The following is a 25130-nucleotide window of genomic DNA, read 5'->3' on the forward strand; positions in this document are numbered from 1 at the left end:
ATAAGTATCAAATTATACTTTCCATAACAAAAATATTTGAAACCTGCCTTCTTCATAAAATTGATATATAAAAAGCTGCGCATATTCTAAATTAAGATTATTTTTCAATAGATTACCCTATAACCTCCTACTTTAAATGCTTAGTTTACCCATTTAGTAAAAAACCTAATGTCAAACTACAAAAGCTTATTTAGAATATGAAATTTCAACGAAATAAATCTTATCAACTTTATTTTATACGCAATCGCATAAATAACCCAATGAAATCAAATCTGCTTGATCCATAACGATAGAATCTGCATTTACAAAAATATCTCTTTGTAACATACGCATTCCTGAGCTATCGTAACGCATTTTTCTTCTCTTACAAGACGACCTATTTCTACTGTATGGAGAACTCTTTACTCCTCTGCATAATGAGTATCTCACATGATTTGTAAATTCTTTAGAACAATAAACGCTTATCCTTTATCCAGCCCATAAACAGCATGCAATGTTCTTACCGCAAGTTCAGTGTAAGCGCTATCAATTAAAATAGAAATCTTAATCTCTGAAGTTGTGATTGCTTGAATATTAATACCTTTTTCAGCCAAAGCTTTAAATGCTGTAGCCGCAACACCTGCATGGCTGCGCATCCCAATACCAATTACAGACACTTTCGCAAGATCACTTTCAAATTGAATAACGTCAAACCCTATTTCTTTGCGATTTTTTTTAAGAAGTGCAACAGCCCGATCTACATCTACTGATGGAACAGTAAAAGTCATATCAGTTGTTGAACCATCTTCAGAAGTGTTTTGTACAATCATATCAACATTAATGCGCTCTTCAGCTAAAGGACCAAAAATTGCTGCAGATATCCCAGGGCGATCTGCAAGTCGACGTAACGAAATTTGAGCTTCATCCTTAGCAAAAGCAATACCAGTAACATTCTGTTGTTCCACAATTTCATCCTCATCGCAAATAAGTGTTCCAGGAGAATTTATTGGATCGTCCATATCTACAGCATCTGGATCTTCAAAACTTGAACGCACAAAAGTACGAACTTTATGAACCATAGCCAATTCAACAGAACGAACCTGTAAAACTTTTGCCCCTAGAGAAGCCATTTCAAGCATTTCTTCAAAAGCCACTTTTGCTAAACGGCGTGCCTTAGGTTCTATACGTGGATCGGTTGTATAGACACCATCTACATCTGTATAAATATCACAACGATCAGCCCGTATAGTTGCTGCTATTGCAACAGCACTTGTATCTGACCCACCACGTCCCAAAGTAGAAACACGATTATCTGGAGCTAGCCCTTGAAAACCAGCAATAACAGCTACTTGACCTTCCTGAAAACACTGTGTTAAAAGAGATCCGTCAATATTTGTAATACGTGCAATACTGTGTGCACTATCAGTACGAATCGGAATTTGCCAACCAAGCCATGAACGAGCGCTCACTCCCATTCCTTTGAGGGTAAGAGCCAATAAACCTGCTGTTACCTGCTCACCAGAAGCAACAATTATATCATATTCATAAGCATCTATATGCGCTGGTGAAGCATCGCGCGCCCACTGGACAAGCTCATTGGTTTTACCAGCCATTGCTGATACAACAACCGCAACCTCATTGCCTGCATCTACCTCTCTTTTGACATGCCGTGCAACATTATGAATACGTTCAATATTTGCTACAGATGTCCCGCCAAATTTCATGACAATACGCGGCATTAATAACACTCTTACCTTTAACGTTTCCTATCTCAAATCATAATGAGAATAAGGCTTTATTAACGTACCAATAAACCAGTTTTTGACATACAGAATATCTATCATTTGTGCAAGCTTAGTATGTTTATGTTAATTTTTCTTGACTTTGAATAAAATCCACTTGACTTAATTATTAAAAAATAAAAGGAGAGTGACATGATAAATGAAACGCATACCACAATTGATCAGAATGAAATTGATCGCTTTTCACGTATTGCTGCTGAATGGTGGAATCCACAAGGAAAATTTCGACCACTTCATCAATTTAATCCAACGCGCCTTGCCTATATTAAAGAAAAAATCTGTCTTGCATTTCATCGCGATCCTGCTTCTTTTACACCCTTCGAAAATTTAAAAATTCTCGACATTGGATGTGGAGGTGGTTTATTGTGTGAACCAATGGCACGCCTCGGCGCCACAGTCGTTGGAGCGGATGCTGCACAAACGAATATTGAAGTTGCAAAAATCCATGCAGTTCAAAATGGTCTTTCTATTGATTATCGTACCACTACTGCAGAGGCATTAGCCAATGAAGGAGAACAATTTGATGTGATCCTTAATATGGAAGTTGTGGAACATGTTGCTGATGTTAATCTTTTCATAGCAGCTACAGCAACACTGCTTAAACCACAAGGATTGATGTTTGTCTCAACACTTAACCGTACATGGAAAGCATGGGGATTAGCCATTATAGGTGCTGAATACATCTTACGTTGGCTTCCTAAAGGAACTCATGATTATAAAAAATTCATAAAGCCTCATGAACTTAAAAATTTCCTATCAAAAAACACCCTCATTGTCATTGATGAAATAGGCATTACCTACAATCCACTCAATGACAGTTGGAATCGTTCAAAGGACATGGATGTCAATTATTTGCTTCTTGCAAAACGACCTTAAGTTAAGAGTAATCGTATTTATTAGCTTTGTATGTCCTTTAATAAAGAATTAAGCTCATCTTTTGTTTCTAAGGCATAAAGATCATCACAACCTCCTACGTGATAATCACCTATAAAAATTTGTGGAAATGTATTACGCCCATTAGCTCGTGTTACCATTTCTTGACGAAGAGACGTTGATGCGTCAATATCTGTATATTTTACGCCTTTTTTATCAAGCAAATCACGCGCTTTTGCACAATAAGGACAGTTAGGGCGCGTATAAAGTATAATTTCTTTCATAATTGTTATCCTCCAATAATTTTAATGTAGTCGATTTTAAATATCCCTCAAGAGTTAGGCAAAACAAAAACCTCTTCTAAAGCACGCGAAAATGTTAGAACATCAACCTGCCGCGCACCAGCACGTTTTAATGTTACAGCCGCTGCTGTAACTGTCGCACCTGTTGTGAAAACATCATCAATCAACAAAATAGAACATCCCTCTAGATATTTTTTAACTTTACAAGGAACCTCAAAGGCATTCAACATATTCAATTTTCTCTCCTTAGCAGATAAACTAACCTGTGGACGTGTATATCTACGACGCACAAGCCAGCTAGGCTTGAAAATTTTCTTCTGTGTTGTTGCAATATAACGAGCAAGTTCAGCAGACTGATTATAACGCCGTTCCCAAAAACGACGAAAATGCAATGGAATGGGAATAATGACATCACAATCATCAATAATCTCACGTCCAGCAAACAGCATCCAATTAGCCATAAAAGGTGCCAACTCTACATGATCACCATATTTTAGCCTCGTTACAAAAATTTTTGCTACTCCTTTATGAACAATAGCAGAGCGAGCACGCGAAAAAGGAGGAGAACTTTGAATGGCTTCACCACTGAGAAAACCATCTCCCATGTCGCAAATAAAAGGAATCCCCATAACAGGACAATAAGGCTTTGTAATAAATTGAAGGTCTTTCCAACATTCAGAACAAACCGTACCGTAAGCAGAAACTATTTTTTTACATCCAAGACAAACTGGTGGATATAAAATTGTTATCAAGCGTTCAATAAACTTACCCAATATATCCCCATCACTTAAAGCCATTTTTTTTTAAAATGTAACATCATCAATTTAAGCTTTTATAACATTTCTAAGCAAGAAAATTGTTTTTACATTTTCAAATTTATAAAATTGTATCCCTTTAAAAGTTTATTGAAAAAAGTCTACCAGCTAAAAACTTATTAACAAATTGAGTAAAACGATATGGCTGCTTATAATGTCGTACGTATAATGTGCTTCGTTAAAAGATATCTATGTCCACTTGTAAATCTTTGAAAATAGTTCCTGTATGGTTTTAAAATATTAGATTTTGTTTTACTCTACGAGATTGATACTCAGCTTATCATTTCTGCAACATTCCTCGTATTATCTTCTCAATACAACATAACGCAAAATAATAAATAATGAGAGATATTACTGCCATTAACCAGCTTTGTAAGCTATAAAATTAAATATGTTTCTACCATAAAAAAATTTTCGTAAATTAATTAATTCCATAAAAATTATATGTTTTTTAGTGAATAATTTCTTGTGTTACTGATACATAACATAAAATATGTTTTCTTTCGTATCATAAACTTGACATAGCTTGCATAAAGATGAACCTTTTTCCAATATTACTATATTATATAGATGGAAGGTACTCAACGAAGTGTCGCATTCTTTAATTTTCGATCATGCTCGTATTGAGCAATACCGCAAGCGTGCCTTTCAAATAGCAAAAAAAGGGCATGACTTTTTACTATCCCACATGGCAGAGGATCTTTATAAACGTTTAAGTACCATTAATCGTCTCTTTACATTGTGTCTAGACTTACACAGTCACACAGAGCTTGCTACGAAAGCTTTAATAAAATCTGGTAAAGTCCGTTCCATAGAACGAGTTGAAACTGACCCGCTCTATCAAAGTCATGATACAAAATTTCATTTACGCCATAGAGAAATTCTTAATTTCCCTCAACATTACTGTGACCTCATCGTTTCGCTTCTTTCATTACAATTGACAAATGATACCCCTGGTGTTCTTAGCCAGATAAAAAATATTCTTGCACCAGACGGTTTATTTCTCGCTGTTATGGCTGGAGCTGGTACACTCATTGAACTGCGTGAATGTTTACTACAAGCTGAGATCGAAATCTATGGCGGAGCAAGTCCTAGAATTTATCCTTTTGCAGATATTCGTGATGCAGGAGCTCTTTTACAGCGCGCTGGTTTTGCTTTACCTGTAGTAGATATTGAAAATGTCACTGTACGCTATAACACAATGTTCGATCTTATGTATGACCTGAAAGCTATGGGAATGCAAAATGCACTAATCAACCGCTCACGACGTCCTGTATCAAAGCGCTTTTTCCTTCGCGCTGCTGAAATCTATACAAAACAATTTAGTGACCCTGATGGACGCATTCGCGCACATTTTTCTTTTATCTGGCTTTCTGGTTGGGCTCCTCACCAAAACCAACAAAAGCCTATGCAACCAGGATCAGCTCAAGTATCTCTCGCAAATATTTTAGAAAAACAATCACAAAAACCGTAATTTCAAGGTAACAATTATTTTTTAAAAATGCTTTTATCCGTTTTACGTAATATTTGGCTTGTTACAGCTCCAGCTAACATCGAACCACTTACATTTAAAGCTGTACGCCCCATATCAATTAGAGGTTCAATAGAAATGAGTACAGATACCAAATGAACAGGAAGCCCCATAATCGGTAATACGATCAGTGCAGCAAAAATAGCACCGCCACCAACACCAGCAACACCAATAGAACTTAACGTTACAACACCAACGAGACTAGCAATCCAAGCAGGATCAAGAGGGTTAATCCCTACAGATGGTGCTATCATGGTCGCAAGCATGGCCGGATAAAGGCCTGCACAACCATTTTGTCCAATAGTTGCTCCAAAGGAGGCTGTAAAACTCGCAATTGATTGTGGTATGCCAACCAACTGTGTTTGTGCATCAATATTTAAAGGAATACTTGCAGCACTTGAACGACTACTAAAAGCGAATGCTAAAACAGGCAAGCTCTTTCTGAAAAAGCGAAATGGGTTAATTCCTGATATGCCAAGCAATACACCATGAATTCCAAACATAAGTATAATGCCAACATAGGAAGCGATGACAAAAACCAACAATTTTAAAATATCTGCAATATTTGAGGTCGCTCCTAATTTAGTCATAAGTGCAAAAATACCATAAGGTGTTAAAGCAATTACAATACGGACTAATCGCATAATCCAAGATTGTGCGACTTGAATAAATAAAAGCGCTTTTTCTCCTTTATCTGGATCATCTTGCTTTAAAAGAGTAGCCGCAGCACCTAAAAATGCTGAAAAGATAACAACACTAATAACTGACGTCTGCTTTATCCCACCTAATTCAGCAAATGGATTCTTAGGTATAAAGGATAAAATCATCTTTGGTGCACTCATACCTTCCAATTGAGAAGTATGATGAAAAAGAACAGCGGAAACACTTTCCTCTCCATGTATCAAGCCATTCGCTGTTAATCCAAAAAAATTAGCCACAAAAACGCCAATCAATGCTGAAAGAGCAGTTGTAAAGAGCAATATGGAAACTGCTGCTACACTAATTTTACCAACATCATAAATAGAGTGCAAATGAGAAACTGCTAAAACAATAGAGACAAAAACCAATGGCATAACAATCATTTGTAATAACGAGATATAACCATCTCCAACAATGTTAAACCATTCAACAGATTTTAATAAAGTGATTTCACCCTCTCCATAAATAATCTGCAAAGCACTTCCAAAAACTAAACCTAAAATAAGTCCCAACGTAACACGTAATGAAAGCCCCCATTTTATTTTCTTACTTTGAAAGAGCAATAATAAAAAAATAACAAATAGAGATAAATTGATAAAAAAATTAAATGTCATTGTTTATGCCTACTATCGGTTACGCTTAAATATGGGAAAAAAGTATAGCTCAAAAGCAATATGCAATATTAGGGAATAAAATATAAAGTTGTACATATGCTAAAAAATCATTATTTTAAATTTTTAGTTTAAAATATTTACTAATAACTATTTAAAATAGTTTTAAAAAATAAAATACTTTTAATACAAAAGAAGTATGAACCATTCTTTTTAAATTTCAAAATAAAGTGACATAAAAAAATGCACCATAGTGATGAGCAAACAATTTGTCGCGCGGAAACAGAAAATGTTTCTAAAATTTTTTTTCATAAACACATTAAAGTAAAAAATTTTTTAACACCTGAATCAATGGCTTATCAGCATCAAGCATAGAATAATTATCTAAATCACTAATAAAAACCCATGCTAAATTTTGTCCTTCTCTCCCCTGTACAATACCATCGTAATGATAACAAAGATATAATGGCATTAAAAGATGAAACTCTCCATAGTTATGACTCGCAAACGTCAAGGGTAATAAATTATTTGATGAAATGTGAACGCCAATCTCTTCCTTTAATTCACGAATTAATGACTCTTCTGGAGTCTCGCCTTGTTCAATCTTCCCACCAGGAAATTCCCATAAACCAGCCATTGATTTTCCTTTAGGACGCTCTGCAAGCAAAACACGATTGCTCTGATCAACCAATGCACATGCAACAACAAGAAGAAGTGAATTTTTTATATACATACCACCCTTTAACATGGGAAATAACGATGATAACTTCTTTTATCATCCCCCACCTTTCATAAAAAAATGAAAAGATTTAACTCTCCATCTCTTTTTTAAATATACAGATATCTGATGCTAATTCATAATGCACCAATTAACTTCTGTAATCTCCATTTATCGTAACGTACTCCTTTGTCAAATCACAAGACCAGATTGTCGCCTTACCACTACCCAAACCAATATCAACACGAATTGTAATATGTTTACCCTGCATATAAGCACCAATTGTCTTTTCATTGTACTCAGGATCACGTTCACCATTGATAGCTAAGCGATGTTTACCAAACCAAATAGTCAGTAGATCACGATCTACTTCAACACCTGCCTTGCCAACTGCCATAACGACTCGCCCCCAATTCGCATCTTCACCAGCAATTGCCGTTTTTACAAGTGGTGAATTTGCAATTGATTGAGCAATAGTCTTAGCATCATTATCTGTTGTAGCACCAATTACATTAACTTCAATTAAATGACGAGCGCCCTCACCATCACAAACAATTTGCAGCGCAAGCTCAAGAAAAAGCTCACTTAATTGTTCCAAAAATACCTGATAACGCGGATCGGACTTACTCGTAATGCAGGGGAAAACCTCTTGTTTTTTCCCTGTTGCAAACATCATTAGTGTATCTGATGTTGAAGTATCACTATCGACAGTAATCGAATTGAAAGAGCCTTGAACTGCCTCTGATAACATGGATTGTAGTATATCTGAAGAAATTACTGCATCACTCACCACAAAAGATAACATTGTTGCCATATCTGGTGCAATCATACCAGCACCTTTTGCAATCCCGTTAATGGTAATAATCTCTCCCCCGCAATCAAATCTGCGCATAGCAAGTTTTGGAAACGTATCAGTTGTCATAATGGCTTTTGCAGCCTCCAACCAATTGTCTTCTTTTGCTGTCTTAGCCATATTGGATAAAAGATTTACAACACAAGACGCATCCATCGGCTCTCCGATTACACCTGTAGAGGCTATAAAAATTTCATTTTCTTCAGCGTTCAAAACACTTGCTGCAGCATGCATTATTGCATCTGTTGTTTGCTTTCCTTTGCGTCCCGTAAAAGCATTTGCATTCCCCGAATTAACAACAACCCCCCTAGCGACTCCATGAGAAAGCGATGCGCGACAGTGATCCACAGGAGCAGATGGACACTTTGAACGTGTAAAAACACCAGCCACACTTGCTGGCGTATCAAATACAATAAAAAGAAGATCTGTACGACCTTTATATTTGATCCCAGCTTCTGCTGTTGCTATCCGCACACCCGATAAAGGTGGGAGCTCCTGTATTTTTGAGAAAGGAAAAGGTAATATTTTTAAATCCACAGCATATTTTCCATAAAGATAAACGAAACGCCATGCAATCAAATGGTTAGGAATAAACACTCCATCGCAAATAACTGCTGGGCTTTTTTAATAAAATCAATACACTAAATCGCCCAGCTTTAAAAACGCTATTCTACTTCTTCTTCACCAGATGTATCACCTAGCAACGACATACCATTTTTATTAAGTGATTGCATAAGTTCTGCAATATGAGCATCAGGATATTTTACATCTAACTTACTGCGCAACTCAGTAATAAGTTTTTGGTAGCGCTCTTTTATAAGCTGTGTACGCAACATCTCTTTTACATCATCAAATACAGGAGGTTGCTTTAAACGACGATCTTCCACCTTTATAACATGCCAACCAAAAGGGCTTTCAACAGGATTTTTAGTATATTCTCCAACTTTCAAGCTAAACGCGGCGTCTTCGAAAGGCTTCACCATTTGACCGTGGCTAAAATAATCAAGATCACCCCCAACAGCAGCTGAACCATCTGTTGAACTCTTTTTTGCAATTTCTGCAAAATTTTCTCCCTTATTTAAACGCTTAATAATAGTTTCTGCTTCTTTTTTTGTTTTAACTAAAATATGGCGTGCTTTAATTTCATCCTCTTTAGGTAAAGCAGCAACTTCTTTATCATAGAGAGCTACCAAATCAGCATCTGAAATTTGGTCAACAATCATTTGTTTAAAATACAACTGCTGAAGAACATTATCGCGCATAATTGCCATACGTTTATTGTAGGCTTCGGTCTTATCGATTCCTTTGCTAATCGCTGCTTTAGTAAGTACGCGCATATCCATGTAGGCTTTCAAAACCGTTATACGGCGCTGTTCATCAGGGATACTTACTAAATTAGGGTTTATTTCGAGCGCTAACTCATCCAATTGCCCTGCTGTAATCTCTTTTCCATCAATAACTGCCATAACGTGAGAGGGTGCAATGTTTTTTTCAGAAGCTTTCTCCAAAGCCTTTAAGTCATTCGACGCAGACTCCACGCTTTCTTGGGCCATCACCCCTAAATTTGTACTCGCTAATAAAATTGATGTCAAAAACAGCGTGATAAAGTTTAATTTCATAAATAGGCTCCTTAAAGATAAACGCATGTCTAAAAATTTTGATTTTTTATCATAACACTTTAGATCTCTAAACATAGATAGTTTATTAAAAAAACATAAATTTTCCATTTTATTTTAGTTTATCATACTCTACTTTGTGACACTGAAAAATATGGTAATGTAAAAAATGCCATATTATTCTCTAAATTACTCTGCAATGTATCAACTAAATGACATTACTGAAGTTGACACAGTGCGCTTATCCCCTTATCTCTACTGTTAAATGAAGTAAAAAATTACGCACCAACAAATATAATAAATGTCGTCTGCATCTAATCGTATTAAACCCCTTGGAAGATGCTGAGTATGGGGATAATATATGAAGCACCTAACTGTAATGATAACAAATAAAAGAAAGGGCCATGAATGGTCGGTTTAGGCGTTCTTGCACGTAAACTTTTTGGTTCAGCTCATGAGCGTCGTCTCAAAGCTTTTCGCCAAAAAGTCATAAAAATTAATGCTTTGGAAGAACAATTTCAAAAATTAAGTGATACACAACTCTGCCAAAAAACCGATGAATTCCGTAAACGATTAACGGAAGGTGAGACTATTGATTTGCTTTTACCAGAAGCTTTCGCAACTGTTCGTGAGGCAGCAAAGCGTGTTTATAATATGCGTCCTTTTGATGTACAGCTCATTGGTGGGATGGTACTTCATGAGCAAGGTATTGCTGAAATGCGTACAGGTGAAGGTAAAACATTAATGGCAACACTACCAGTTTACCTAAACGCATTGGAAGGAAAAGGCGTCCATGTCGTTACAGTAAATGATTATCTCGCTGAGCGTGATGCTGAAACTATGGGGAAACTCTATGGTTTTTTAGGATTGACAACAGGTGTGATTCTTCATGATCTTGATAATGATGCTCGCCGAGCAGCCTATGCATGTGATATTACCTACGCAACAAATAATGAATTAGGTTTTGATTATCTTCGCGATAATATGGCTTTTAATAGTAGTCAAATGGTTCAACGTGGACATCATTATGCAATCGTCGATGAGGTTGATTCGATTCTTATTGATGAAGCGCGTACCCCTCTTATCATTTCTGGTCCTTTAGAAGATCGCACTGATTTCTATAACTTAATTGATACATTTATTCCTACCTTGACTCCAGAAGACTACGAAATAGATGAAAAACAAAAAACGACAACTTTTACCGAATTTGGGACTGAAAAAATTGAAGAAATACTCAAGCAAGCTGGACATCTTAAAGGCGAAAGTCTTTATGATATAGAAAATGTTGCTATTATCCATCATATAAATAATGCCTTAAAAGCGCATAAACTATTTACCCGTGACAAAGATTACATTATCCGAAATGATGAAATTGTTATTATTGATGAATTTACAGGGCGTATGATGCCAGGACGGCGTTATTCTGAAGGACTTCATCAAGCACTAGAAGCTAAAGAGCATGTTGCTATTCAACCAGAAAATCAGACATTAGCTTCTATCACTTTTCAAAATTATTTTCGTATGTATAGAAAATTATCTGGTATGACAGGTACTGCAATAACAGAAGCTGAAGAATTTAGTAATATTTATGGACTTGATGTTTTTGAAGTTCCCACAAATTTACCAGTACAGCGTCGTGATGAGGATGATGAAATTTATCGAACAGCGGAAGAAAAATATCGTGCCATTGTGCATAATATTCGTCAAGCACACGAAAAAGGACAACCTATTCTTGTTGGAACAACCTCTATTGAAAAGTCAGAACAATTAGCAGAGCTCTTACGAAAAGAAGGTATTACCAATTTTAGAGTCCTGAATGCTCGCTATCATGAGCAAGAAGCATACATTATTGCACAGGCAGGGGTTCCTGGAGCTTTAACCATTGCAACCAATATGGCAGGTCGCGGTACTGATATACAGCTTGGTGGCAATGTCGAGATGCGCATTAGACAAGAATTGCAAAACATGCCCGAAGGAGCAGAGCGAACCGCTAAAATTGAAGAAATAAAAAAAGATGTCAAGCAACTCAAAGAAAAAGCTTTGGCAGCGGGTGGACTTTATGTTATTGCTACAGAACGTCACGAAAGTCGTCGTATTGATAACCAGCTTCGTGGTCGTTCTGGTCGTCAAGGCGATCCTGGTCGATCAAAATTTTTCCTTTCTCTTCAAGATGATCTTATGCGTATCTTCGGCTCTAATCGTATGGATAGCATGCTGCAGAAACTTGGATTGAAAGAAAATGAAGCCATTATCCATCCATGGATTAACAAAGCCATCGAGAAAGCTCAAAAGAAAGTCGAAGCGCGGAATTTTGAAATTCGTAAAAATTTATTAAAATACGATGATGTCATGAATGATCAGCGCAAAGTTGTTTTTGAGCAGCGTATGGAAGTCATGAATGCAGACGATTTGGCTGAAATGATTCTTGAGATGCGTAACGAAGTGGTTGAAGATTTGGTAGAGGCTTATGTTCCATCAGGAGCATATTTTGAAAAATGGGATACTAAAACTTTACAAACGGAACTTCATCAGCTCTTCAATCTTGAGCTTCCAGTGGAAGAATGGGCCAGAGAAGAGGGAATTGCTCAAGAACAGATATTAGAACGCGTATCTGATGCGATTGTTCAACTTGAAAACGAACGCACTGAACGTTATTCTCCAGAAATTATGGCTTATTTCCACAAAGCAATATTACTCGAAACCATTGACACGTTATGGCGCGAACATCTAGTAAATTTAGATCATTTACGTTCTGTTGTTGGTTTTCGTGGTTATGCGCAAAGAGATCCTCTTAACGAATATAAAACAGAAGCATTTGAACTCTTTCAAGCCATGCTCAAAAATTTGCGCAAACATGTCATTTCTAAACTTATGCGTTTTGAGATTATCCAAGAACCTACAGAAACACCGCTACCTGTGCAAATTGATACAGATCATTCTGGTGCTGATGATAAAAGTAAAGAAAATGATCCCACCTTATGGACACAGTCACGGGAAAATAGATTTGTCTCTCCTAAGGATCGTGATCCTTGCGATTTAACTACATGGGGAAAAGTTGGGCGCAACGAGCGTTGTCCTTGCGGTTCAGAAAAAAAATACAAACACTGTCATGGGGCTTTTGTTTGAAAAGCAAACAATTGAAATGAGTAAAAAGCGAAATTATGAACAAGAATTACGTACTGCGGGTTTGAGGGTAACACGTCAAAGGCGTGTGATTCTTGATATTTTGACCGACACAAATGACCATCCGAATGCATTCGAAATTTTTCAGCGTGCCAACAAAATAGATTCTAGTATTTCGCTTTCAACTGTTTATCGAACAATGAAAACATTAGAAGGAAACGGGACAATTCATCGCCATTCTTTTAATGGTGGACCATCTCGTTTTGAGCAAGCAGATGGGGAGCACCATGATCATCTCATTGACATAGATACAGGAAAAGTCATTGAATTTCAATCTGATATCATTGAAAAGCTGCAGAAGGAAATCGCTAAATCTCTTGGATATGATATTATTCATCATCGTTTTGAAATTTATGGGAAAAAACGCAATTCTTAAGTTAATGATTTCATATGTATAATCAAAAAGCGCTTCACAAAAATCGAACTTTACACAAATTCACCATAAAAAAAACTACAGTTTTCGTTGGCAAGAGAGCTTTTCTACTTTATTATCACTTCTTTTATATGATGTTATAAAAATCAGTCATCAATATCATCGCAAATTACTACAACAAATTAGGCTAGTATTATCATGGTTTCTTTGCCGCAAGATCGTATGAGACAGCTTGAAAAGCGCTTTGAAATAATTGAGAGCCAAATGGCTAAAAGCCCAAATGCTGGAACTTATGTAAAGCTAGCTTCTGAATACGCAGAGTTACAGCCAATTGTTACTTCTATACGAATATTAAACGCTCTTTATATAGAAATCACAGAGTTAGAAATTATAATTAATGATAAGTTAACAGATGTGGAAATGCGTGGCCTTGCTCAAGAAGAACTGCCATCATTATTTCAGAAAAGGGAACAACTTGAGCAAGAACTCCAAATTCTTCTTTTACCCAAAGATATTGCTGACGAAAAAAGCGCTATTGTTGAAATTCGAGCAGGAACAGGTGGATCAGAAGCTGCACTTTTTGCTGGCGATCTTTTCCGCATGTATGAACGTTATGCAGATGCCCATAACTGGAAAGTTGAAGTTGTTTCACTTAGCGAAGGTGAAGTTGGTGGATATAAAGAAATTATTGCCACCATCTCAGGTAAAGGGGTTTTTTCCAAACTAAAATTTGAATCAGGTGTTCACCGTGTACAACGCATTCCTGAAACAGAAACGGGTGGACGCATTCATACATCCGCTGCTACCGTTGCAGTGCTTCCAGAGGCCGAAGAAATCGATATTGAGATCCGTCCTGAAGATATTCGAATCGATACAATGCGTGCATCTGGTGCAGGAGGACAGCACGTCAACACAACTGATTCCGCTGTTCGTGTCACACATATTCCAACAGGAATTATGGTTGTACAAGCAGAAAAATCACAACATCAAAACAAAGCACGTGCGCTTCAAATTTTACGAGCACGCCTATTCGATATTGAACGACAAAAAGTGGAAAGTGAACGCTCAGAATCACGTAAAAACCAAGTTGGTTCTGGTGATAGATCAGAACGTATTCGCACCTATAATTTTCCTCAAGGACGTGTCACAGATCATCGTATTAATCTTACATTATATAAACTTGATCGCATCTTAGAGGGAGACCTTGATGAGCTTATTAATGCTCTCATATCTGATTACCAAACCACTCTCCTCACAGAAATGGATGATAATAAATGAATGATTATTCTCTCAATAATGTCATTCGAAAAACTCAAGAAAAATTACGCGACCACGCAATCCCTGAAGCTAATCTTGATGCCAAAATACTAGTTGAATGGATAACAGGTACAAACACATCTGATAGAATTTGTAAACCAAATATTCGTCTATCTTTTGAACAAATTTTAAAATTAGAACACGTTATACAGCGACGTATTGCTTGTGAACCTGTTTATCGTATTATAGGAACACGAGAATTTTATGGTATACCCTTCGCGTTATCTCAAGATACATTAGAACCACGCCCTGACACAGAAACGCTGGTGGATCTCGTTTTACCACTCTTAAAAAAACAAGTAAAAAAGTCAAAAAAAACAGTACTGCTTGATATGGGGACAGGAAGTGGTGCCATTGCCATTGCAATTCTTAAACAAATTCCTCAATCTTATGCAGTAGCTGTTGATATTTCTGAAGATGCTCTCAAAACGGCCACAAAAAATGCAAAAAATGCAGAGGTAATTCGTCGTTTTACACCTCTTCTTAGCGACTGGTTCAATTTTGTAACAGGTCAGTTTGATCTCATTATTTCTAATCCACCGTATATTCCAGAAAAAGATATCACAAAGCTTGCAAAAGAGGTACGTCTTCATGATCCGTTACGCGCACTAATTGGTGGGAAAGATGGTCTTGATTTTTACCGAAAGCTTGCCCATAAAGCAGCAAACTACTTAAAAGCAAAGGGTTACATAGCTATTGAAATCGGTTACTCTCAAGAAAAAGAAATCTGCAACTTGTTTGAAACAAATGGTTTCCAATGCCTAGAAATGCGCAAAGATCTGAATAATATACCCCGCGCACTTCTCTTTTCACGCAATCATTAAAACTCCCAATCCTCATCCGTAGTGGCAACTGCCTTACCAATAACATAGGAAGAACCAGCACCTGAAAAAAAGTCGTGATTTTCATCAGAGTTCGGTGACAAAGCTGCTAAAATAGCTGGATTAACACGACAAACCTCTGATGGGAAAAGAGGTTCAAACCCAAGATTCATTAAAGCTTTATTTGCATTATAATGAATGAAAATTTTAACATCTTCTGTTAACCCAATATCATCATAAAGATCTTCAGTGTATTTGCATTCAATATTATAAAGATCGAAGAGCAACTCAAAAGCAAAATCCTTAGTTTCCTGCTTTTTTGCTTCATCAAGTTTTGCAAATCCCAATTGAAATTTATAACCTATATAATAACCATGTACGGCTTCGTCACGAATAATAAGCCGAATTAAATCAGCTGTATTACTCAATTTAGCGCGACTAGCCCAATACATAGGCAAATAAAAACCAGAATAAAATAAAAAGCTTTCAAGTAAAGTAGAAGCAATTTTTTTCTTTAATGGATTATTTGCTTCATAACGCTCAAGCACTAATCTCGCTTTTTTTTGCAAATGAATATTTTCCTCTGACCATCTAAAAGCGTCATCAACTTCTACCGTCGAACACAAAGTTGAAAAAATAGAAGAATAAGAACGTGCGTGAACTGCCTCCATGAATGCGATATTCGTCAACACGGCTTCTTCATGCTCTGTTATTGCATCAGCCATCAGTGAAATGGCTCCGACAGTATTCTGAATCGTATCCAAAAGAGTTAACCCCGTAAAAACACGAACAGTTAACTTACGTTCCTCCTCTGTCAGACTTAACCAAGAAGGAATATCATTGGAAAGAGGAACTTTTTCAGGCAACCAAAAATTTCCAGTTAAGCGATTCCAAACTTCAAGATCTTTTTCATCATGCAACTTATTCCAATTGACAGCGCTAACAACAGGATTTTTGGTTGAAATCTTTGTCATATGAATTATCTCCTATAAACTGCACGAAACACATCCATCCACTTCTGTTCCGCTTAATGCCATTTGCCGCAATCGTATATAATAAATACTTTTTATACCCTTTTTCCAAGCATAAATTTGCGCACGGTTAACATCACGCGTAGTGGCCGTATCAGGAAAAAACAATGTTAATGAAAGACCTTGATCAACATGCTGTGTAGCAGCAGCATAGGTATCAATAATTTTTTCAGGACCAATTTCATAAGCATCCTGATAAAAATTCAAATTTGTATTATCCATATAAGGAGCAGGATAATAAACGCGCCCAATTTTACCTTCTTTACGAATCTCGATCTTTGAAGCAATAGGATGAATCGAAGATGTCGCATGATTAATATAAGAGATAGATCCTGTGGGTGGCACAGCTTGAAGATTGCGATTATAAAGCCCATATTCAATAACTAATTTTTTTAGCTCTTCCCAATCTTTTTGATCTGGGATCACAATATTGTTCCGTGTGAAAATTTCTTGTACAAGCGAAAATTGTGGCTTCCATTCTTTTTCAATATATTTTGCAAAAAAACTGCCATCTGCGTAAGCTGATTTTTCAAACCCCGCAAATACTTCTTGACGCTCGCGTGCAATTAAATTGGAAGCACGTATTGCATGAAACACCACAGTGTAAAAATAGATATTAGTGAAATCAATCGCCTCTGGAGATCCGTAATAAATCTTTTCACGCGCTAAGAAACCATGCAAATTCATTTGCCCTAAACCAATCGCATGACTTTCTGCATTGCCTTTCGCAATAGAAGGTACACAAGCAATATTGCTCATATCAGAAACAGCCGTAAGAGCACGGACAGCAATTTCTACAGTTTTCCCAAAATCATTACTTTCCATCGCTTTTGCAATATTCATTGAACCAAGATTGCAAGATATATCACTTCCAATAGTACGATACGTTAAATCCGTTTCTAACTCACTAGCCTCACTCACCTGCAAAATTTCTGAGCATAGGTTGCTCATACTTATACGCCCTGCTATCGGATTAGCTCTGTTAGCAGTATCCTCAAATAAAATATATGGGTAACCTGATTCAAATTGAATTTCTGCTAACGTCTGGAAAAAAACACGTGCACTTATTTTCTTTTTACGAATCTCTGCATTATCAACAAAAGATCGATAATGCTCCGTCAAAGAAATATCGCTAAAAGGTTTGCCTGTGACACGTTTAATATCATAAGGTGAGAATAGATACATATCCTCATTATTACGTGCAAGCTCAAAGGTAATATCAGGAACAATCACACCAAGTGAAAGAGTTTTGATTCTAACCTTTTCATCAGCATTTTCGCGCTTCGTATCCAAAAATTTCATAATATCTAAATGATGCGCATGTAAATAAACAGCGCCCGCCCCCTGCCGCGCACCAAGTTGATTGGCATAAGAAAAAGAATCTTCCAAAAGCTTCATCACAGGCAAAACACCTGAAGACTGATTTTCTATTTTCTTTATAGGTGCTCCTGCTTCCCTCAAATTTGTCAAACAAAGCGCCACACCCCCACCACGCTTTGAAAGTTGCAAAGCCGAATTGACCGAACGACCTATCGACTCCATATTATCTTCAACTCGTAACAAAAAACACGAGACCAATTCACCACGTTGTTTTTTCCCCGCATTTAAAAATGTCGGTGTTGCAGGTTGAAATCGTCCTGTAATAATTTCATCCACAAGACTCTCAGCAAGAGCTTTATTTCCTTGTGCTAAATATAAAGCAACAAGGCAAACACGATCCTCGTAACGCTCAAGATAGCGCTTCCCATCAAAAGTTTTTAGCGTATAGCTAGTATAATATTTAAATGCGCCCAAAAAAGTAGGAAAGCGAAACTTAAATGCATAAGCACGTTTAAAAAGTTTTTTTATAAAAGAAAAATCATAAAGCTTAAATAAGGATTCTTCATAATAACCTTCCTCTATCAAATAATCTACTTTTTCCTTAAGATTATGAAAAAACACCGTATTTTGATTAACATGCTGAAGGAAATACTGCCTTGCCGCAAGCCGATCCATATCAAATTGGATACAACCATCTTCATCATAAAGATTAAGCATTGCATTTAATGCATGATAATCCGTGACTTTATCTAGTTTTTTCAGCCGTTCTATACCGATTGTTTCCAAAACTTTTCCAATCCCTTTTTTACACACATAACATCTTCCTCAGTTCCACGAAGCTCAAAACGATAAAGACAAGGCACCAAACATTTTTCAGCAATAATCTTGCTAGCTAAACCATAATTGCGACCAAAACTACGATTTCCACTACCAATAACACCACGAATTAATTTGCGATTCTCCATTTCATTAAGAAAACGGATAACCGCCTTTGGCACAGCCATCCTACCTTCACCATCTGCATATGTAGGAACAGCCAACACATAAGGTTCATCAACTAACGCAAACGGTTTTTTTTTATCAATCTTGAAAAGTCGTTGGCCAATCTGAGAAACAAAATATTCAGTATTACCAGTTGTACTAGAATAATAAACAATAAGCCCCATTAACCACAAAGACCACTAATCATATCCGGTCTGAAACCAGACCAATGGTTTTCACCACAAACTACTACAGGAACTTGACGATACCCCAAGGATTGAACAAAATTATACGCTTGTTCATCACACGAAATATCAACAACGTGATACTCAACACCTTTAGCATCAAAGGCACGCCGCGTAGCGTCACATTGAACGCAAGATGGCTTGCTATAAATAGTAATCGACATTTTCTTTCACTTCCATAATTCCAAAAATCAGCTTTTACGCAAATATGTGTAACTCTTTATGCCCTAATTCAAACAACACATAGTTTTTTAAACACAACAGAAGATCCCCACATTCTTAATCAACTAATTTAAAATTATGATAAGAATATATGATTATCTTACAATTTATAGTAGTGTCCCCCGATCATAAAATAATCGCTTGCTTGCATTGCATTTCCCTCTTACCGTCTTAAAAAAAATAAACGATCTACGATAACGCCCGAAGCACCCGCTTCAAATACTCATTTTTCCTCTTTCATGACAAAAAATCCACAAAAGACAAAAAAGACACCCTAGCGAAAACACTATTTTACTCTTTAAAAATATATCATCTCCCATTACGGAAATAACTCAAGCACCAAGTGGAATACACACACCTCCATTTCGCGCTGCCAATACTGTATATTTTTAATATTTCACTAAGAAAATTCAACTACTGTTTTGAACTTTCCACGACCTTTTCACTTCTTAATTTTCAATATTAGCTCCCAAGATATGTAATAATATAACATTTTATTGACATATGTAATAATATAACATAACTATCATTGTAAAATAATGAAATGGTATGGATTATGAGTCTGCATTTTAACAATGCAACATTAGGCTATGTAGGAAAGATAGCAATAAGAAGTTTTTCAGCGAAACTAATAGCAGGTTCGTTAGTCGCAGTAACAGGGGACAATGGATCTGGAAAATCTACGTTGCTTAAAGCTGTTGCTGGCTTAATTAAACCTCTTAATGGCAAAATTACAAAACCCCAAAAAAGCCGTATTGCTTATCTATCTCAGCAATGCGACATTGACCGAACATTTCCAATTAATGTAGAAACGCTTGTAAAAACAGGGCTATGGTTTTTTTGCGGATTATGGAAAAATCAGCGTCCTTATCAGTATAAAATTCAAAATGCGCTTGAAATAGTTGGGCTCACAGCACTCGCTGCCCAATCACTTAGTACGCTATCAAGTGGTCAATTACAACGTGCACTTTTTGCGCGTATTATTGTACAAGACGCTGATATTATTTTACTTGATGAACCTTTCAATGGTGTAGACCATAATACCCAAAAAGACCTTTTAGCGTTAATTACTCATTGGCAACAGCAAGGACGAACAGTCCTTACAGCACTACATGACCCCCTAGTTATACAGAAATACTTTCCTCAAATGATCCAAATTAATGAACAAAACGCCTTTTATGGAGAAACAAAACTGTTTTTTAACAACGACAATCAGCATATTATGCCACCTTTTATATCCAAACCCTTCCAAATCAGATCGATAAAACAATACCTTACTATCAATGATTCTAACTGTATTGGATTGTAATTTAAGTGTACGCGTTTTTTCTTTCACCTTTTGTCGATTTTCATTTCATGCAAAGCGCACTCATTGGTTCAATTCTTTTATCAATCAGCGCTTGCCCTACTGGCGTATTTTTGATGCTACGCGGAATGAGTCTAACAGGAGATGCTATATCCCACGCCATTCTGCCTGGTGTTGCAGCTGCCTTTCTTTGCTGTGGTTTTTCCCTCATATTTATGACACTTGGTGGAATCTTAGCTGGCATCATTGTCGCAATAGCGACTGCCATAATTTCACGAAATAGCGTTCAGAAAGAAGATGCATCAATGACAGTCTTTTATCTTATTGCGCTAGCAGCAGGTGTCATCATTATTTCGCTAAAGAATTCAACTATTGATTTGCTTCATCTCTTATTTGGTTCGGTACTTGCTATTGATACTCAAGCTCTCTGGCTCATCACTACTATAATGCTTATTACAGTGTGCAGCCTTTGCATTTTTTGGCGCGCTCTTGTAATAGAAAGTTTTGACCCTTTCTTTTTTAAATCGCTCTCTCCATTGAGCAAATATGTCCATATATCGTTACTTGGACTTGTAGTGTTAAATCTTGTTGGTGGTTTTCAATCATTGGGAACATTGCTCTCCGTTGGCATTATGATGATCCCAGCCATTACAGCCCGTTTTTGGCTTTCGCGTCTTGGTTCTATTTGCATACTTTCTATTTTTTTAGGAATCATTTCTAGCACATGTGGACTACTGCTTTCTTTTCATCTGTCACTTCCCTCTGGCCCCGCTATCATCATTACTGCAGGATTTATTTATCTTCTTTCCTGCCTTATAAGTCCACGCGGCTTTATTGTTACACGGTTTCCTCACCTCTTTACGCATTCTCCCCCTTATCATAAGGAAATGATGTGACTCGATTTGTTTTTCTTGGAAATTTCTTGTTACTTACTCTTTTCTCATTTTTTGCTTCTGCACATAATGCGCAGAATAAAATCAGAGTTGTTGTAAGTTTCTCTATTCTTGCAGATTTAGTGAAAAACGTGGGAGGTGACCGCATTTTTATGACCACTCTTATTGGCTCCAATGCTAACACCCACATCTATGCACCAACACCCCGTGATGCACAAGCTCTTAAGAATGCCCATATCATTTTCATCAATGGTCTTCATTTAGAAGGATTCATTGACCGACTTATTACAGCAAGCGGTACGAAAGCACTCCTTGTAGAAACTAGTGCTAATATTTTTCCTCTCGAAATTAAAAACCAAAGACATGGTGTCGGGCAATACCACCATCACAGCAACATTGATCCACATGCTTGGCAAACTATCCCTAATGTTAAAATTTATGTAAAAAATATAGCCATTGCTTTTTGTAAAATTGATGAACAATCCTGTGAAAATTACCGCAAAAATGCCAACGCTTATATTCAAAAACTCAACGAAATGCAGACAATTATCACAACACAAATTGCAACCATCCCAAAAGATAAACGTACGATTATCACATCTCATGACGCTTTTGGCTATTTTGCTCAAGAATATGGTTTTACCATTCTTGCACCTCAGAACACATCAACAGAAACTGAAGCCACCGCAGCCGATGTAGCCGAACTCATTAAACAAATTAAAACGAATAAAGCGGCTGCATTATTTGTTGAAAATATTTCAAATCCTCGCCTAATAGAACAAATTTCAAGAGAAACAGGCTTAAAAATTGGTGGAATACTGTATTCCGACGCATTATCAAATGAAAATGGTCCGGCCGCAACTTACCTCGCTATGATGAAACATAACGTCAACACCATTATCGAAGCCATAATTAAGCACTAAGACTATTTTTCAAAGATTATAAGTTAAATATCATAAAAATTAAATATACAACCTTCTCTAAATCATCAATTCAAGTACTATAACAACTCAGGCTAAATAATATTTACTATTTGTATTTTCAAGCTTTTCCTCTACGCTTTTCAATTAAAATATTTTAGTTTTTTCATTAAATATTCACAACGTTTTTGTTCACATACAATGTCGGTTTCTGTTCGCATATAATGTCAATAGTACAAGGAAAACTGAAAAGTTTAAACAAATTCGTTTGACCTTTTGATGGTTCCTGTTTAAATGGGTCAGCATATTTCTGAAACAGAACCTTCATGGCATGTTTATGTATAATGCTATTTATCTGAGGAAGATTTGTGTTCCATCACTTCAGAAAGGGTAAGCCATGAGTCGTTTTTATTTTTCTATAGCAGCATTTACAATTGCTACTACCGTAGCAGCAACTACAGGTTTTGCGCAAACAAAAATCAGCTTTTGGCACTCTATGAGCGGCGAACTAGGGAAACAAACCGAAAGTTTTATTAACGATTTTAATGCAAGCCAATCTGAGTATAAAGTTGTTCCTTCATTTCGTGGTGAATACGAAGAAGGCATGATCTCCCTCATTGCGGCATTTCGCGGAAAACAACAACCAGTTCTTGCTCAGATCTATGAAGTTGGTACTGGAACCATGATGGCAGCAAAAAATGTAATTTATCCAGTTTATCAACTTATGGCTGACACAAAACAAGAGTTCAACTCAACAGACTATTTACCTGCTATCAGCAGTTATTACTCCGATTCTCAAGGAAGAATGTTGTCTATGCCATTTAATGCTTCAACACCAATTCTTTATTACAACAAAGATATCTTTAAAAAAGCAGGACTTGATCCAGAACAACCACCTAAAACATGGCAAGATGTTGAAAATTTTTCGAAAAAAATCCTTGAAACTAAAGCAGCTAGCTGTGGCTTTACAATGGCATATGCATCTCAATGGATTGGTATAGAAAATTTTTCAGCTTTGCATAACATTCCTTTTGGAACGAAAGAAAATGGTTTTAATGGATTTGATTCAGAGCTTACATTTAATGGACCTTTACAGGTGCGTATGTGGACCGATCTTAAAAAATGGTCCGATCAAGGTCTTTTTCGCTACGGTGGTCCTGCCGGTGCATTAGATGCAACCCCAATGTTTATGGCGCAAAATTGTGCAATTTTTATACAATCTTCAGGATCGCGCGCTGGAATTGTTTCCGAAGCTCAATTTAATGTTGGATTTGGTATGCTACCATATTATAATGATGTAGAGGGTGCACCACAGAATTCAATTATTGGTGGTGCTTCCATTTGGATATTGAAAGGTCATACAAAAAAAGAATATGCAGGAGCAGCTGCTTTTCTTAAATTTCTCTCAAAAGCGGATAACCAAGCAAAGTGGCACCAAAAAACAGGTTACCTTCCAACAACAAAAGCCGCTTATGAATTAAGTAAAGAGCAACATTTTTATGACAAAAATTTAAATGCAGATATAGCCATCAAACAAATTAATCTCAACCCACCAACAGTTAACTCAAAGGGGATAAGATTTGGTAATTTACCACAAATTCGTTCCATTCTAGATCAAGAATTAGAAGCTGTTCTTAGTGGATCTAAGACACCAAAAGTGGGGTTAGATACAGCTGTTGAGCGTGGAAATAAGCTTCTCCGTGAATTTGAAAAAACAAACCGTTAAATTGCATGATCGTTATTAAAAATTAAAAAACTCAACCTAAAGGTTGTCTTTTCAATTTCTTTATCATCGACCTTCCAATGCCTTTTATTAAAGAACATTAAAAATGCAAGAAAAACATGCATATTTTAAAAATAGCCTACTTCCTTACTGGCTACTCTTTCCTCAACTTGCGGTAACTTTTCTGTTTTTTTTTCTACCTGCTGCTCAAACAATAAAATTATCTTTTGAACGTGAGGATCCTTTTGGTTTTACGACAACATTTATTGGTCTTGAGAATTATATAACAATCTTCTCTGATCCTGTTTATATAAAGTCATTGCTCACAACCGCGATATTTTCTATTTCTGTCACTGTTGTGGCAATGGTAATATCGCTTCTTTTGGCGGTCTGTGTTGATCGTGTTATTCATGCCAAAAAAGCTTATACTATGCTTTTGCTTTGGCCTTATGCTGTTGCTCCTGTACTAGCTGGTGTATTGTGGTTGTTTATTTTTCACCCTGCTATTGGAATTTTTCCCTTTCTCTTTGAAAAAATAGGTATTATTTGGAATCATCGTATCAGCGGTGTTCAAGCTATGATCATGATTGTGATTGCTGCGAGCTGGCAACAAATATCTTATAATTTTCTTTTTTTTCTTGCCGGTCTTCAATCTATTCCACGCTCCCAAATAGAAGCAGCCGCAATCGATGGTGCTGGTCCCTTTAAACGATTTTGGACTGTCATCTTCCCACAAATTTCACCTACAACCTTTTTTCTCCTCATCATAAACATTCATTATGTCATGTTTGATACATTCGGTATTATCGACAACATGACTGCTGGAGGACCAGCACGTGCAACAAGCACACTTGTCTACAAAGTGTATGATGATGGCTTTAAAAATCAAATAATTGGTGCATCAGCAGCACAATCAGCAATATTAATGCTTATGGTTATTGTCTTGACATTTATCCAATTTCGCTGGATTGAACGTCGCGTGCAATATTAAGAGGA

At 36.6% G+C, this 25130-nt stretch carries 22 protein-coding genes; 11 read left to right on the top strand and 11 right to left on the bottom strand.

Features of this window, described 5'->3' with window-relative positions; genetic code table 11:
* Positions 1 to 461 precede the first annotated feature (461 nt).
* Positions 462 to 1718, bottom strand: coding sequence for an aspartate kinase (locus V4B18_RS07505; protein WP_455475800.1), 1257 nt, complete (start codon positions 1716 to 1718; stop codon positions 462 to 464).
* A 195-nt stretch (positions 1719 to 1913) separates the two neighbouring features.
* Here V4B18_RS07505 and ubiG point away from each other — a divergent pair, with 195 nt between their 5' ends.
* A complete protein-coding gene (gene ubiG / locus V4B18_RS07510) occupies positions 1914 to 2657 on the top strand; it encodes a bifunctional 2-polyprenyl-6-hydroxyphenol methylase/3-demethylubiquinol 3-O-methyltransferase UbiG (RefSeq protein WP_455475801.1) in 744 nt (247 codons plus the stop codon).
* Positions 2658 to 2677: 20 nt separating this feature from the next.
* Here the strand turns inward: ubiG and grxC are convergent, their stop codons facing one another.
* On the bottom strand, positions 2678 to 2938 hold the full coding sequence (grxC, locus tag V4B18_RS07515; protein ID WP_455475802.1) for a glutaredoxin 3: 261 nt from the start codon (positions 2936 to 2938) through the stop codon (positions 2678 to 2680).
* A 47-nt stretch (positions 2939 to 2985) separates the two neighbouring features.
* Positions 2986 to 3753, bottom strand: coding sequence for a ComF family protein (locus V4B18_RS07520; protein WP_455475803.1), 768 nt, complete (start codon positions 3751 to 3753; stop codon positions 2986 to 2988).
* Between the two features lie 607 nt (positions 3754 to 4360).
* On the opposite strand from V4B18_RS07520, the gene V4B18_RS07525 reads away from it, so the two are divergent.
* Positions 4361 to 5245 carry a methyltransferase domain-containing protein gene (locus V4B18_RS07525; RefSeq protein ID WP_455475804.1) on the top strand — a complete coding sequence of 295 codons (885 nt, stop codon included), beginning with the start codon at positions 4361 to 4363 and terminating at the stop codon, positions 5243 to 5245.
* Positions 5246 to 5259: 14 nt separating this feature from the next.
* Here the strand turns inward: V4B18_RS07525 and V4B18_RS07530 are convergent, their stop codons facing one another.
* The 4 genes from V4B18_RS07530 to V4B18_RS07545 all read right to left on the bottom strand — a co-directional run bounded on the left by V4B18_RS07530 (position 5260) and on the right by V4B18_RS07545 (position 9802).
* Positions 5260 to 6615, bottom strand: a complete 1356-nt coding sequence (locus V4B18_RS07530; protein WP_455475805.1) for an L-cystine transporter — start codon at positions 6613 to 6615, stop codon at positions 5260 to 5262.
* A gap of 316 nt (positions 6616 to 6931) precedes the next feature.
* On the bottom strand, positions 6932 to 7345 hold the full coding sequence (mutT, locus tag V4B18_RS07535) for an 8-oxo-dGTP diphosphatase MutT (RefSeq protein WP_455475806.1): 414 nt from the start codon (positions 7343 to 7345) through the stop codon (positions 6932 to 6934).
* 136 nt (positions 7346 to 7481) lie between these two features.
* Positions 7482 to 8720, bottom strand: a complete 1239-nt coding sequence (gene argJ / locus V4B18_RS07540) for a bifunctional glutamate N-acetyltransferase/amino-acid acetyltransferase ArgJ (protein ID WP_455475807.1) — start codon at positions 8718 to 8720, stop codon at positions 7482 to 7484.
* Between the two features lie 128 nt (positions 8721 to 8848).
* Positions 8849 to 9802, bottom strand: a complete 954-nt coding sequence (locus V4B18_RS07545) for a peptidylprolyl isomerase (protein WP_455475808.1) — start codon at positions 9800 to 9802, stop codon at positions 8849 to 8851.
* 405 nt (positions 9803 to 10207) lie between these two features.
* Here V4B18_RS07545 and secA point away from each other — a divergent pair, with 405 nt between their 5' ends.
* The 4 genes from secA to prmC all read left to right on the top strand — a co-directional run bounded on the left by secA (position 10208) and on the right by prmC (position 15496).
* A complete protein-coding gene (gene secA / locus V4B18_RS07550) occupies positions 10208 to 12925 on the top strand; it encodes a preprotein translocase subunit SecA (protein WP_455475809.1) in 2718 nt (905 codons plus the stop codon).
* Positions 12909 to 13358, top strand: coding sequence for a Fur family transcriptional regulator (locus tag V4B18_RS07555; RefSeq protein WP_455476563.1), 450 nt, complete (start codon positions 12909 to 12911; stop codon positions 13356 to 13358). The genes secA and V4B18_RS07555 overlap by 17 nt, the downstream gene beginning before the upstream one ends.
* Before the next feature lie 195 nt (positions 13359 to 13553).
* A complete protein-coding gene (prfA, locus tag V4B18_RS07560; RefSeq protein WP_455475810.1) occupies positions 13554 to 14633 on the top strand; it encodes a peptide chain release factor 1 in 1080 nt (359 codons plus the stop codon).
* Positions 14630 to 15496 carry a peptide chain release factor N(5)-glutamine methyltransferase gene (gene prmC, locus V4B18_RS07565; RefSeq protein ID WP_455475811.1) on the top strand — a complete coding sequence of 289 codons (867 nt, stop codon included), beginning with the start codon at positions 14630 to 14632 and terminating at the stop codon, positions 15494 to 15496. Before prfA ends, prmC begins: the two co-directional genes overlap by 4 nt.
* On the opposite strand, the gene nrdF is transcribed toward prmC, so the two are convergent.
* From nrdF to nrdH, 4 genes are read right to left on the bottom strand one after another with little or no spacing between them, the layout of a single operon-like run.
* Positions 15493 to 16467 (bottom strand): class 1b ribonucleoside-diphosphate reductase subunit beta, encoded by a 975-nt coding sequence (gene nrdF, locus V4B18_RS07570; protein ID WP_455475812.1) that lies wholly within the window; start codon positions 16465 to 16467, stop codon positions 15493 to 15495. The genes prmC and nrdF overlap by 4 nt on opposite strands.
* A 12-nt stretch (positions 16468 to 16479) precedes the next feature.
* A complete protein-coding gene (nrdE, locus tag V4B18_RS07575) occupies positions 16480 to 18630 on the bottom strand; it encodes a class 1b ribonucleoside-diphosphate reductase subunit alpha (protein WP_455475813.1) in 2151 nt (716 codons plus the stop codon).
* Complete coding sequence (gene nrdI, locus V4B18_RS07580) at positions 18612 to 19010, bottom strand: class Ib ribonucleoside-diphosphate reductase assembly flavoprotein NrdI (RefSeq protein WP_455475814.1); 399 nt, start codon at positions 19008 to 19010, stop codon at positions 18612 to 18614. Before nrdI ends, nrdE begins: the two co-directional genes overlap by 19 nt.
* The gene (gene nrdH / locus V4B18_RS07585; protein WP_455475815.1) at positions 19010 to 19234 is read right to left on the bottom strand and encodes a glutaredoxin-like protein NrdH; all 225 of its coding nucleotides are present in this window, start codon (positions 19232 to 19234) and stop codon (positions 19010 to 19012) included. The genes nrdI and nrdH overlap by 1 nt, the downstream gene beginning before the upstream one ends.
* A gap of 614 nt (positions 19235 to 19848) precedes the next feature.
* Between nrdH and V4B18_RS07590 the strand changes: the two genes are divergently transcribed.
* From V4B18_RS07590 to ugpA, 5 genes are all read left to right on the top strand, one after another.
* Positions 19849 to 20601: an ABC transporter ATP-binding protein gene (locus tag V4B18_RS07590; RefSeq protein WP_455475816.1), complete on the top strand. Its 753-nt coding sequence runs from the start codon at positions 19849 to 19851 to the stop codon at positions 20599 to 20601.
* 5 nt (positions 20602 to 20606) lie between these two features.
* The gene (locus tag V4B18_RS07595; protein ID WP_455475817.1) at positions 20607 to 21494 is read left to right on the top strand and encodes a metal ABC transporter permease; all 888 of its coding nucleotides are present in this window, start codon (positions 20607 to 20609) and stop codon (positions 21492 to 21494) included.
* Positions 21491 to 22414, top strand: a complete 924-nt coding sequence (locus V4B18_RS07600; protein ID WP_455475818.1) for a metal ABC transporter solute-binding protein, Zn/Mn family — start codon at positions 21491 to 21493, stop codon at positions 22412 to 22414. The genes V4B18_RS07595 and V4B18_RS07600 overlap by 4 nt, the downstream gene beginning before the upstream one ends.
* 394 nt (positions 22415 to 22808) lie before the next feature.
* Positions 22809 to 24137, top strand: coding sequence for a sn-glycerol-3-phosphate ABC transporter substrate-binding protein UgpB (gene ugpB / locus V4B18_RS07605; RefSeq protein ID WP_455475819.1), 1329 nt, complete (start codon positions 22809 to 22811; stop codon positions 24135 to 24137).
* A gap of 103 nt (positions 24138 to 24240) precedes the next feature.
* The gene (gene ugpA, locus V4B18_RS07610; RefSeq protein WP_455475820.1) at positions 24241 to 25125 is read left to right on the top strand and encodes a sn-glycerol-3-phosphate ABC transporter permease UgpA; all 885 of its coding nucleotides are present in this window, start codon (positions 24241 to 24243) and stop codon (positions 25123 to 25125) included.
* Positions 25126 to 25130 lie beyond the last annotated feature (5 nt).

It is taken from the genome of Bartonella sp. B17 (genome assembly GCF_053795755.1).

What these genes read in the sequence shown, in the direction of transcription:
- V4B18_RS07505 (WP_455475800.1), bottom strand. Translation starts at nt 1,718, where the DNA reads ATGCCGCGTATTGTCATGAAATTTGGCGGGACATCTGTAGCAAATATT.
- ubiG (WP_455475801.1), top strand. Translation starts at nt 1,914, where the DNA reads ATGATAAATGAAACGCATACCACAATTGATCAGAATGAAATTGATCGC.
- grxC (WP_455475802.1), bottom strand. Translation starts at nt 2,938, where the DNA reads ATGAAAGAAATTATACTTTATACGCGCCCTAACTGTCCTTATTGTGCA.
- V4B18_RS07520 (WP_455475803.1), bottom strand. Translation starts at nt 3,753, where the DNA reads ATGGCTTTAAGTGATGGGGATATATTGGGTAAGTTTATTGAACGCTTG.
- V4B18_RS07530 (WP_455475805.1), bottom strand. Translation starts at nt 6,615, where the DNA reads ATGACATTTAATTTTTTTATCAATTTATCTCTATTTGTTATTTTTTTA.
- mutT (WP_455475806.1), bottom strand. Translation starts at nt 7,345, where the DNA reads ATGTATATAAAAAATTCACTTCTTCTTGTTGTTGCATGTGCATTGGTT.
- V4B18_RS07545 (WP_455475808.1), bottom strand. Translation starts at nt 9,802, where the DNA reads ATGAAATTAAACTTTATCACGCTGTTTTTGACATCAATTTTATTAGCG.
- secA (WP_455475809.1), top strand. Translation starts at nt 10,208, where the DNA reads ATGGTCGGTTTAGGCGTTCTTGCACGTAAACTTTTTGGTTCAGCTCAT.
- V4B18_RS07555 (WP_455476563.1), top strand. Translation starts at nt 12,909, where the DNA reads ATGGGGCTTTTGTTTGAAAAGCAAACAATTGAAATGAGTAAAAAGCGA.
- prfA (WP_455475810.1), top strand. Translation starts at nt 13,554, where the DNA reads ATGGTTTCTTTGCCGCAAGATCGTATGAGACAGCTTGAAAAGCGCTTT.
- prmC (WP_455475811.1), top strand. Translation starts at nt 14,630, where the DNA reads ATGAATGATTATTCTCTCAATAATGTCATTCGAAAAACTCAAGAAAAA.
- nrdF (WP_455475812.1), bottom strand. Translation starts at nt 16,467, where the DNA reads ATGACAAAGATTTCAACCAAAAATCCTGTTGTTAGCGCTGTCAATTGG.
- nrdI (WP_455475814.1), bottom strand. Translation starts at nt 19,010, where the DNA reads ATGGGGCTTATTGTTTATTATTCTAGTACAACTGGTAATACTGAATAT.
- nrdH (WP_455475815.1), bottom strand. Translation starts at nt 19,234, where the DNA reads ATGTCGATTACTATTTATAGCAAGCCATCTTGCGTTCAATGTGACGCT.
- V4B18_RS07590 (WP_455475816.1), top strand. Translation starts at nt 19,849, where the DNA reads ATGAGTCTGCATTTTAACAATGCAACATTAGGCTATGTAGGAAAGATA.
- ugpB (WP_455475819.1), top strand. Translation starts at nt 22,809, where the DNA reads ATGAGTCGTTTTTATTTTTCTATAGCAGCATTTACAATTGCTACTACC.
- ugpA (WP_455475820.1), top strand. Translation starts at nt 24,241, where the DNA reads ATGCAAGAAAAACATGCATATTTTAAAAATAGCCTACTTCCTTACTGG.